This is a genomic window from Hydrogenophaga sp. (genome assembly GCF_011390835.1).
Taxonomy (GTDB): domain Bacteria; phylum Pseudomonadota; class Gammaproteobacteria; order Burkholderiales; family Burkholderiaceae_C; genus Hydrogenophaga.
Map to the genome: position 1 here is coordinate 108,808 of NZ_JAABRQ010000009.1, position 9,838 is coordinate 118,645.

Sequence of the window (9,838 nt, forward strand, 5' to 3'; positions counted from 1 at the left end):
GGCCTACTTCCCCGCCGCCTGGGTAGCCGCTTCGATCGCCGCATTCCAGAACGGGTTGGAGAAAATCAGGATCATCGACACCACGAAGCAGTAAATGGCCGTCGACTCGATCATCGCCAGGCCGACGAACAGAGTGCGGGTGATGGTGGCCGACGCATCGGGCTGCTGGGCCAGCGACGTGAGCGCCACCGCCACGGCCCTGCCTTCGGCCAATGCCGGCCCCATCGTGCCGAAGCCGGTGGTCAGGCCGGCCATGACGATGGACGCGACGGCGATCAAGGTGAGAGAGTCCATGGGGAGTCCTTAAAGTGATGAATCGATGACGACAGCGCGAATCAGTTCGCGTCCGTCGGGGAAGGCTTGGGCTTGCTGCCGCCGGCACTGCGGGTCGCAGCGGCGATGTACACCGCTGCCAGGATGGTGAAGATGTAGGCCTGCACCATGCCGGTGAGCAAACCCAGCACCGTCATGACGATGGGGAAGACGAAGGGCGTGATCGACAGAAGAATGGCGATGATCATGGCGCCGCTCATCATGTTGCCGAACAGGCGCACGGCCAACGCCAGCGTGCGCGAGGCTTCGCTGATCAGATTGAAAGGCAGCATGATCGGCGTGGGCTTCATATACGACTTCAGGTAGGCACCCAGACCCTGGCCAGAGATGCCGAACAGCGGCACCGCCACCAGCACGCACAATGCCAGCGCCACCGTTGTCGACAGCGACGCGGTCGGCGGCTCGTAGCCGGGCACCACGGTGGCCAGCGCCGCCGCAGCGACGAACAGGAACAGCGTGCCGAGAAACCCGAGGTAGCGTTTCGGCTCCTTCAGGCCAACGTCTTCGATTTGCCCCAGGATCGCGGTCACCACAATCTCCAGCAGGTTCTGCCAGCGAGAGCGCTCATGACCGGTGGTGAGGCGGCGCGTGATGAGCGCGGCGCCCACCACCAGCACCGCCATCAGTGCCCAGGTGAACACAATGGTGGCGTTCAGTTTGATGAAGCCGTATTGCCAGAAGATCCAGGCATCGGGTGTCAGGCGCATGGCGGTACCCTCGACGACGGCGGTGTCACGGCGGCAGGAGTCGGTCGTGTGACACGAAGAACGATGGCGCGCGCCAGCACAAAGCCGAGCAGACAAAGCCCCAGCCGCACCATCTGCCCCCCTCCGACCAAGTGAAACCCGGCCAGGACGATGGCTGTGCGCAGGATGATGCTGCCGAAAAACCAGCGCGCGGGTGTGGGTGAGGTGGCTCCCCGCTGCACGGTCCACCACAGCCCGCCGAAGAAGACCACCCCCAGGACAGCGCCTGCCAGAATGGTCGCGGCCCAATTGAAAGCGTCAGACATCGGCATCCTCCCGTTCGTCATGCATCGCCTGGTCTTCGCGAGCCACCCAATGCCAAGCATTCAGGCAACCGACGGCCAACCCCGCCGCCAGCAGCGCCAGCGTCCACGAGCGTCCACCGGGATAGCGCTGGTCCAACCACAGGCCGAGTGCAGCGCCCAGCAGCGTGGGCACCGCCACCGACCAGCCGATTAAACCCATCATACCGAGGCCAAACCAGACCCCTGGCGTGCCGCTGCGGCGCGCCTTGAGCTTGCGCGTGGCTTTGGCGCCGACCTGGTCGGCCAGCGTCGGGTCGGCCGGGGCATGGGCCGGTGGCGTGCGCTTGGGGTCCTGACTCATGACGAACGATCCTCTAGCATCGCGAACCGCTGCATGAAGCCGGTCTCCAGCTTGTCCATGGCTGTGCGCATCTCTTCTTCTTGCGCGTCCAGTGTCAGAAACTCTTGCTCGACGGCTTTGCGCAGGCGGGACAGATCGTCGCCGCGCAGCGCACGCCGCACCGACACCACGACCGCCGGGCCGGTCTTTACAATCACGCCTTCGTCCACAGCCAGGAACACTTCGCCCTGGCCAGCGGCTTCAAAACTCAGGATGCCGGGCACCAGGGCCGCCACACAGTCCAGCCGCAGCGGCAGCAGGCCGAACGAACCTTGCGGAGTTTCCACGACGATGCTGGACACATCGGTCTCTTCGACGAAGATCTCGAAGGGCAGCAACACCTTAAGCGTCATCGACGGCACGCGCGGCCTCCTTTGCCGGCTGTGGCATTGGTTCGGATTTGGACTCGGACTCCGGTTCAGGCTCGGATTTGGTTTTCTCCTTTGCCTTGGCCTTGGCTTCATCAACCGAGCCAATCATGTACAGCGCGCTCTCGGGCAGATCCTTGAACTCGTCGTCCAGGATCCGTTCGCAGCCGTCCAGGGCATCCTCCAGGCTCACGAGCTTGCCGGTCAGGCCGGTGAACTGCTCGGTGGTGAAGAAAGGCTGGGTAAGGAAACGCTCCAGTCGACGCGCGCGGGCGACCACCTTGCGGTCGTCTGGAGATAGCTGCTCCAGCCCGAGCATCGCAATGATGTCCTTCAATTCGGCGTATTGGGCCAGCGTGCGGCGAATGGCCTGCGCCAGGGCGTAGTGCCGCTCGCCGACAATCCCCGGCGTGACCATTTTCGAGCTGGACTGCAGCGGATCGATGGCAGGAAACAGGCCTTCGCTGGCGCGCTTGCGCGACAGCACGATGGACGCCGACAGGTGCGAGAAGGTGTGCACTGCGGCTGGGTCGGTGAAGTCATCGGCCGGCACGTACACCGCCTGGATCGAAGTGATGGCGCCGCTGTCGGTGTTGGCGATGCGCTCTTCCAGCGCCGACAGCTCGGTGCCCATGGTCGGCTGGTACCCAAGACGCGACGGCATCTTGCCCATCAAACCGGAGACCTCAGCGCCGGCCTGGATGAAGCGGAAGATGTTGTCGACCAGCAGCAGCACGTCGCGGTGCTCGTCGTCGCGAAAGTATTCGGCCATCGTCAGCGCAGCATGGCCGACGCGAAAGCGCGCGCCTGGCGGCTCGTTCATCTGCGCAAAGATCATCACCATGTGGGGCAGCACGCCGGCGGCCTCCATCTCGCGATACAACTCCTCGCCCTCACGCGAACGCTCGCCGATGCCGCAGAAGATGCTCACGCCCTCCTGATGGCCGATCATGTTGTGGATCATCTCGGTCAGCAACACCGTCTTGCCGACGCCGGCGCCACCGAACAGGCCCGCCTTGCCACCGCGCTCCAGCGGCGTGAGCACGTCGATGACCTTGATACCGGTCTCGAACACCTCGGATTTCGTCGATCGGCGTACCAGTGGCGGCGGCTGGTGGTGCACCGAGCGCCACGCCACGCCAGCCAGCACCGGCCCTCGGTCGATGGTCTCGCCGAAGACGTCGAACATGCGTGACAGGATCGGCTTGCCGACCGGCGCCTGCAGAGGGGCCCCCGTGTCCTCGACAGCCATGCCGCGCGCCAACCCCTGGGTTGGGGTCAGTGCGATGCCGCGCACGTGCCGGGCGTCGCGCTGGGCCAGAACCTCGATGGCCACCTGGCCGCCGTTGCCAGCGCGCAGCAAGGTGTGGATAGCCGGCAATGGACCTTCAAAGCGCACATCCACGACGCTACCGCGAACCGCTACGACGGTGCCAGCCTGCGGAGCGTTGGTTTCTCGGCTCATTCGGGCATTCCCCGATTCAGCCGGCGGGACTCCGGCGCTGCCGACCGCGCTCTGCGGCGCGCCAGACGCTGCAGGATCAGACACTTTCAACATGCCCATAGTTTGCACCACTCGCGTGATGCCGTCTGTTCGGTATCGAACAGTGGCACACCCGTCCCGCGCAGCCAACACCGCCGACCGCGGAGACCCGATCGATATGCCCCTTTCAGGCTTCGTACGCACGCTCCTGGGATCAAGGAGCCGCAGTCAAGGCGCACCCTCATCCTCTGGCAGACCTTCCAGCAGATCGGCCAATTCGTCCGCGTGCTCCTCTTCCACCGCCAGGATCTTCTTGAGCAGGTCGCTGGTGGTCGGATCATGATCACCGAGGTAGCGCACCATGTCCCGGTAGCTGTCGATGGCGATTCGTTCGGCCACGAGGTTCTCGCGGATCATGTCGGGCAGCGTCTTGCCGGGCAGGTACTCGGCGTGGCTACGTTCGCTCAGGCTTTCGGGCGAGAAGTCGGGCTCTCCGCCGAGCTGCACGATGCGCGCGGCAAGCAGGTCAGCGTGGCCTTGCTCTTCATTGGAGTGCACGAGAAATTCAGCACCTACGCTTTGGCCATGAATACCGCGCGCCATGAAATGGTGGCGGCGGTAACGCAGTACGCACACGATCTCGGTGGCCAATGCTTCGTTGAGCATCTTCAAGACCTTGGGTCGGTCGGCGTTGTACCCCGCGGTCACCGCGCCCTTTTCAAGGTGCTTTCGGGCCTGGCTGCGCAGGGTCTTCACCGGAGTGAGTTTGTGAGAGGTAGTCATGAACGGCTCCTGTAAGAAATAAGGCCTATTGCTTGATCATGAGTTCGTTCTTCACGCTGCTGGCGCCCTCGACAGCACCGGCAAGCTGGGTGGCCAGGTCGATCTGGCTCTGGTCGTTGACGAAGCCGGTAAGCTGAACCTCGCCTTTGAAAGTGAGCACGCTGATGTCGAAGCTCCTGATGGCCGCATCCGCCAGCAAGGCCGTCTTGACGCGGCCCGTCACCGCCGCATCATCGAACTTGGTGCCGACCGTACTCGGGCTGTCCTTGAGGGTGACAGCGTTCTCGACACTCAGGACGCCAGCAACAGCACCAGTCAGCGCCAGGGCTTGGTCAATCTGCGCCTGGTTGTCGACAAAGCCACTGAGTTGCACGACGCCTTTCCGGGTCTCGACCTGCAGGTCGAAGCTCTTCACAAGTTCGTCGGCCAGCAGCGCCGACTTGACGGTGGAGGTGATCACAGCGTCGTCAACCTGGGTGCCCAGGCTCATGGGCGGCTCGGGCGTGACCACGGCCTCGGGCTCAGCGGACTTGCTGCAAGCGCCGAGCGCCGCGAGCACCGTGAAACTGGTGGCCAGAAAAGCGATCCGGATGGGATGGCGAAATGTCATGGAGTTCTCCAAAAAAAGTAAAAAACGTTCAGCGAGCGAGGTAACCGCCGTCAACGGGGTAATAGGCACCGGTCACGAAAGACGCGCGACTGGAGGCCAGCCAGACCACCAGCTCGGCCACCTCCTCGGGCAGACCGAGCCGACCGATGGGGTGAGCCGCGATCAAGGCCGCCTTGACATCGGCGTCTTCCTCCAGCGCGCTGACCATGGGCGTGTGAATGAAGCCAGGACCCACTGCGTTGATGCGCAGGCCCTGGGCGCTGTAGGCGATGGCCGCAGCCTGCGTGAGGCCGATCACGCCGTGCTTGGCAGCGGTGTAGGCCGGCGCCGTGGCCATGCCCACCATGCCGAGGATGGAGGCGGTGTTGACGATTGCGCCACCGCCATGGCGCAGCATCGCGGGGATCTGCGCTTTCATGCCGAAGAACACGCCGGAAAGATTGGTGTTGATCACCTCCGCCCATGCATCGAGCGGGTAGTCGGCAAGCAACGCGGATTCGCCACCGATGCCGGCGTTGTTGCAGGCGACATCGAGTTGACCGAAATGCGCCATGGCCTGCTCCACCAGCGCCTGCGCGTCGCCAGCCTTCCCTGCATCGGACGCTGCAAACAGCGCCTCTGCGCCCAGAGCGCGCACCTTTTTGATCGTCTCTTGTCCCGCGTGGGCGTCGATGTCGGACAGGATCAGGCGCGCCCCTTCCCGAGCGGCTACGAGGGCAATGGCTCGGCCGATGCCTGAGGCAGCACCGGTGACGAGCACCACTTTGTTTTTCAGCATGAGGTTCCATCCAGCGTGTGGCAGCCAAGGGCGGCACTGTCTGCAAGAGCTAGGCGTCCAAGTCAGACGGCAGCCGCAGCGAGGATGAACTTTCGGTGTTTGCGCAGCGGTCGTCTGTGCGCTGCCAGACACAGGCCCACAACTGCGTGGCGCTACCCTGGCCAGACGCGAGCATGCGCGCCACACGCAGGCCAGTCACGGGTTGTCGACTCTTCTATCCTGAGCCCGCTGCGTTCGGGCCCATGGTCTTGCGAGGGGTGCGCCAGCGCACAGACGCCGATGGTGACGATGACTAACTTGCCACCCGGGAGGCCTGTGGGCCGCCTGAGTCAATTCAACCATCAACAATGAAGCGCAATGAACAAAGATCAGGTCAAGGGCACGGTCAAGGAAGTGGCGGGCAAGGTGCAGGCGCAAACCGGCAAGGCTTTGGGAAGTAAGGAGCAACAAGCCAAGGGCTATGTTCGGGAAGCCGAAGGCAAGGCCCAGCACGTTGTGGGTGACGCAAGGAAGCTGGCCAAGGACGCGATCAAAAAGCCTTGATCCACGCAGTATCCATGTCGACTCGGGGCAGCTGGATGCGCGTTGCCTGCGTGCGAAATGCTAAGAGCGAAAGCACCCTGACCGGATCCAGGCAAGTCAACGCGCAGCCGTCCACACCTACCCTGGTCGCCAACGCACCACCTCCGGAAAGCACCCATGAACCCAGATCGCCCAACACTGGTCTCGCGTGCGATTGACCCATGCCCAAGGCCTGGACCGCACCCGGTCGACGAAGTGCAGACTTGGCACGCCCTGCCCTCCTCGTTCCAATGGCTGTCTACCTGCGCCGCCTTTGCCGACTCGGGCGGCATGGCCAGTGGGGATGAGCTGGCGCAGCGCCTCGTCGACTCGGCCTCTCATGCGGGTGGTGCGTCCGGTTTGCAAGCAACCTCACAGGTTGCGCGCTGGATCCTCTCTCGGGCCGTGGTGACGGTCCTGGGGCCACATGGCTGGATGCTGCCCTTGTTCCAGTTTGATCTGGCCAACGCCGCGCTCAAGCCGAGCATGGCGCCGGTGCTGTCTGCGCTGCACGGCGTTTTCGACGAAGCGGAGTTGGCACTGTGGTTCGTGTCGTCCAACCACTGGCTTGAAGGCGATCGGCCCGCCATGGTCATGCACAAGAACCTGCCGGGCGTGCTGCACGCAGCACGCGCCGACCGCTACGTGGCCAGGGGGCACTGAACAGCACTGGCCCAAGGTGGCCCGGCTGTCGTGCTGGGCCCCGGTGGAGCATGAGGCGCTCAGCGGGGGCGCTTGCCCAGCACCGTATCGTTCATGGTCCGCTCCCAAGCGACCATCTGTTTCTCGGCTTCTTCGCGGCCAACACCATAGCGCTCCTGGATTTTTCCAGACAGCGGGACGCGGCGCCCTGCAATGCTTTGAAGATCCTCGTCGGTCAGCTTGCTCCACTGCCGTTTTGCATGGCCAGCAAGGTCCGGCCAGTTGTCTTGAATGGCGTCCCGGGTCATGTGAGCTCTCTGTTCGGGGCAAACACAAGCATCTACCCCAAACGCAATGTGCGGTATTTCCGCCCAGAGGTCTGTGCGCTGTCGAACACAAGGTGTTTCACATCGATCCTGGCACCTTCGCAATAGTCATCACAGCAGGTGCTGTCCCACTGATGGGTGCTGTGGCAAACCATGGCCAGAGTCGAAGCCTGAACCTGAACACCCGCCTTGTGTCGGCGTGCGGCAGCGAACAGACGATCAGGCAGGTGTCGTCGGATGCTCGTCGTCTGGGGCTGTCCAGTTTCGAACCTGGTCCTCAGAGGGTGTTGCTTGGTGCCTGACCACCGCGGATATCCCAGGCGACAGGTACTGGCTCGATCGGCACCTTACCCCGAACCGAAACGCAGGAGTACCCTCTAGACGGATACGGCCGCAGTGGAGCAAGCCGCTTTTGCTGCAGCAACGTGAATCCGCTCCCGCCTTTGAGCCAAGCAGTTTCATGCACGATAGATCAGGCTTGGCCACATCAGACAGGCCGCGTCACACGGCCAGTTGCAAACCCCTGGTCGCGCGGCGATCACACGACAAAGATGGAGAAACGGAAATGACACGACGACTGGTGATCATCGGTGGCGACGCCGCAGGGATGTCTGCGGCAGCGCAGGCGCGTCGGCTGTTACCTGCCAACGAGCTCGAGATCGTGGCTTTCGAGCGCGGGTCGCACACCTCCTATGCGGCCTGCGGCCTTCCTTACTTGATCGGGGGTCTCGTCCAGAACCCGGCCGAGCTGGTGGCCAGAAACCCACAAGAGCACCGAGCCAAAGGCATTGACGTTCGGATTCGGCAGGAGGTCATCGCCATCGACACCAAGGCCTCCGAAGTGACTGTGCGCGATATCGACACGGGTCAAGAGTCGGCCACGCACTACGACGACCTTCTCATCGCCACCGGCGCATCGGGCATCACGCCGCCATGGCCGGGTATAGACGCAGACGGTGTCCTGCAGCTGCGCACGCTCGCAGATGCGGCCCAGGTGGAACAGGCGCTTGCGGCCGGGGCTCAGCGTGCGGTGGTGGTGGGCGCTGGCTACATTGGACTGGAAGTCGCAGAGAACCTGCTGGCACGAGGCCTGGCCGTGACCGTGATTGAGAAGCTCGACGCGCCGATGGGTGCCGTGCTGGATGCCGATATGGCCGCGGCAGTGGCAGACTCGATGCGGACCGCGGGTATCGATTTGCGACTGGGCACCTCCGTCACCGGTTTCAAGGTGAGTGACGGACGCGTGACGGCCGTCGAGACCGAGACAGACCCTGTCCCGGCTGACCTCGTGATCATCGGCCTGGGTGTGCGAGCCAACTCGGAGCTGGCCCGCGCCGCAGGCATCGGCGTGGGAGAGCGCGGTGGCATCATCGTCGACGACCAGCTGCGCACCGACACGCCGCATGTGTGGGCTGCCGGCGACTGCGTTGAATCCCGCCACCGGATGACCGGGCGCGGTGTGGTGATGGCCCTGGGCACGCACGCCAACAAACAGGGCCGTGCAGTCGGCACCAACATCGCGGGTGGCGAAGCGCACTTTGGCGGCGTGCTGGGCACAGCGATCACCAAGTTCCAGCAGCTGGAGATCGCTCGCACTGGGCTGACCGAACGCGAGGCAGCAGAAGCAGGACTTGACGCCTTCGCCGAGATCACCGAAGCGTCGAATCGGGCAGGGTACTACCCTGATGCCCAAGACATGCGCATCAAGATCGTGGCCGAGCGCCAGACGGGTCTGATGCTTGGCGCACAGATTGTTGGCGGAGCAGATGCGGGAAAACGCATCGATGTGCTGGCCACGGCGCTGTGGAATGGCATGACAGCAGAAGCGGTAGGTGGAATGGACCTTTCATACGCACCGCCTTTCTCGCCGGTCTGGGACCCAGTGCTGCTGGCGGCAGGCAAGGCTGCCGCGAAGCTCTGAGCCAACAGACAGGGCTGCGCGGACGGGCGTACGGGCCATTGCGGGGTGCGAACCCTTGGCAGACACCGTCGTGACGACACCAGTTTTGGGCTGTTCGCATCAGGGTTGGAAGATGTCCAAAAGCCGCGATGTGATGCCATTCCGAGAGCTGTCGAAAACAGGGAAGACCGCTGGTGAATTTGATCTTGGAAACACAAAGGCAACAAACTGGCGTGCTGTTCGAGCCCCTAGAACTGCACTTTGGGATCGCACTCAAAAACCGAATCAAAAAATCTGCGATGTCGGATTCCAAGGGTGACATAACGGGACATCCGACACCTGAAAAGATCAGGCTGTGTCAACGTTGGGCCGAAGGTGGTACGGCTGTGTCCATCATCAGCAAGGTGCAAGGTGACCTGCCCCTTACCAGACGTCCCAGGCTGAAGTTAGTGAAGTCTGTCAACCACCAGAAGCTAGCTACTGCGTGAACGTCCGTTTCCCCACATCCCGAACTGGAGCTCTCGACCCATTTGAACCGGCGGCGGTTTTCACAGGGAGCGACTGGTCTAGGGCCTGTTAACACAACCGAAGACCATCGGCGACGAGCACGAAGCTGATGAAGCCCAGGAACATCAGGTCGAGTTTCTCGAACCGCGAGAAGAT

At 63.2% G+C, this 9,838-nt stretch carries 13 protein-coding genes and 1 pseudogene; 3 read left to right on the plus strand and 11 right to left on the minus strand.

Going from position 1 to position 9,838, the window contains the following annotated elements; genetic code table 11:
• Window positions 1-3: 3 nt before the first annotated feature.
• From GPT34_RS07555 to GPT34_RS07595, 9 genes are all read right to left on the minus strand, one after another.
• Window positions 4-294 carry a F0F1 ATP synthase subunit C gene (locus GPT34_RS07555; protein WP_291010703.1) on the minus strand — a complete coding sequence of 97 codons (291 nt, stop codon included), beginning with the start codon at window positions 292-294 and terminating at the stop codon, window positions 4-6.
• A gap of 41 nt (window positions 295-335) precedes the next feature.
• Window positions 336-1,040, minus strand: coding sequence for a F0F1 ATP synthase subunit A (locus tag GPT34_RS07560; protein WP_291010705.1), 705 nt, complete (start codon window positions 1,038-1,040; stop codon window positions 336-338).
• Window positions 1,031-1,345, minus strand: a complete 315-nt coding sequence (locus GPT34_RS07565; RefSeq protein ID WP_291010707.1) for an ATP synthase subunit I — start codon at window positions 1,343-1,345, stop codon at window positions 1,031-1,033. Before GPT34_RS07565 ends, GPT34_RS07560 begins: the two co-directional genes overlap by 10 nt.
• Entirely contained in the window at window positions 1,338-1,685 is a 348-nt protein-coding gene (locus GPT34_RS07570; RefSeq protein ID WP_291010708.1) for an AtpZ/AtpI family protein, read from the minus strand. Before GPT34_RS07570 ends, GPT34_RS07565 begins: the two co-directional genes overlap by 8 nt.
• The gene (locus GPT34_RS07575) at window positions 1,682-2,077 is read right to left on the minus strand and encodes a F0F1 ATP synthase subunit epsilon (RefSeq protein WP_291010724.1); all 396 of its coding nucleotides are present in this window, start codon (window positions 2,075-2,077) and stop codon (window positions 1,682-1,684) included. The genes GPT34_RS07570 and GPT34_RS07575 overlap by 4 nt, the downstream gene beginning before the upstream one ends.
• The gene (gene atpD / locus GPT34_RS07580) at window positions 2,067-3,557 is read right to left on the minus strand and encodes a F0F1 ATP synthase subunit beta (RefSeq protein ID WP_291010709.1); all 1,491 of its coding nucleotides are present in this window, start codon (window positions 3,555-3,557) and stop codon (window positions 2,067-2,069) included. The genes GPT34_RS07575 and atpD overlap by 11 nt, the downstream gene beginning before the upstream one ends.
• Window positions 3,558-3,803: 246 nt before the next feature.
• Window positions 3,804-4,358 (minus strand): ferritin-like domain-containing protein, encoded by a 555-nt coding sequence (locus GPT34_RS07585; protein ID WP_291010710.1) that lies wholly within the window; start codon window positions 4,356-4,358, stop codon window positions 3,804-3,806.
• 25 nt (window positions 4,359-4,383) lie between these two features.
• Window positions 4,384-4,968, minus strand: coding sequence for a BON domain-containing protein (locus GPT34_RS07590; RefSeq protein WP_291010711.1), 585 nt, complete (start codon window positions 4,966-4,968; stop codon window positions 4,384-4,386).
• A gap of 28 nt (window positions 4,969-4,996) precedes the next feature.
• A complete protein-coding gene (locus tag GPT34_RS07595; protein WP_291010712.1) occupies window positions 4,997-5,746 on the minus strand; it encodes an SDR family oxidoreductase in 750 nt (249 codons plus the stop codon).
• 357 nt (window positions 5,747-6,103) lie between these two features.
• Between GPT34_RS07595 and GPT34_RS07600 the strand changes: the two genes are divergently transcribed.
• Together GPT34_RS07600 and GPT34_RS07605 are read left to right on the plus strand one after the other, a co-directional pair.
• A complete protein-coding gene (locus tag GPT34_RS07600; RefSeq protein WP_291010713.1) occupies window positions 6,104-6,289 on the plus strand; it encodes a CsbD family protein in 186 nt (61 codons plus the stop codon).
• Between the two features lie 156 nt (window positions 6,290-6,445).
• Window positions 6,446-6,970 (plus strand): hypothetical protein, encoded by a 525-nt coding sequence (locus GPT34_RS07605; protein WP_291010714.1) that lies wholly within the window; start codon window positions 6,446-6,448, stop codon window positions 6,968-6,970.
• Window positions 6,971-7,029: 59 nt separating this feature from the next.
• Here GPT34_RS07605 and GPT34_RS07610 read toward each other — a convergent pair whose 3' ends face one another.
• Window positions 7,030-7,257 carry a CsbD family protein gene (locus GPT34_RS07610; protein ID WP_291010716.1) on the minus strand — a complete coding sequence of 76 codons (228 nt, stop codon included), beginning with the start codon at window positions 7,255-7,257 and terminating at the stop codon, window positions 7,030-7,032.
• A 583-nt stretch (window positions 7,258-7,840) separates the two neighbouring features.
• On the opposite strand from GPT34_RS07610, the gene GPT34_RS07615 reads away from it, so the two are divergent.
• Window positions 7,841-9,196, plus strand: coding sequence for an FAD-dependent oxidoreductase (locus GPT34_RS07615; protein WP_291010717.1), 1,356 nt, complete (start codon window positions 7,841-7,843; stop codon window positions 9,194-9,196).
• Window positions 9,197-9,751: 555 nt separating this feature from the next.
• On the opposite strand, the pseudogene GPT34_RS07620 reads toward GPT34_RS07615, so the two are convergent.
• Window positions 9,752-9,838, minus strand: a pseudogene (locus GPT34_RS07620) (IS5/IS1182 family transposase); the annotation flags it as partial.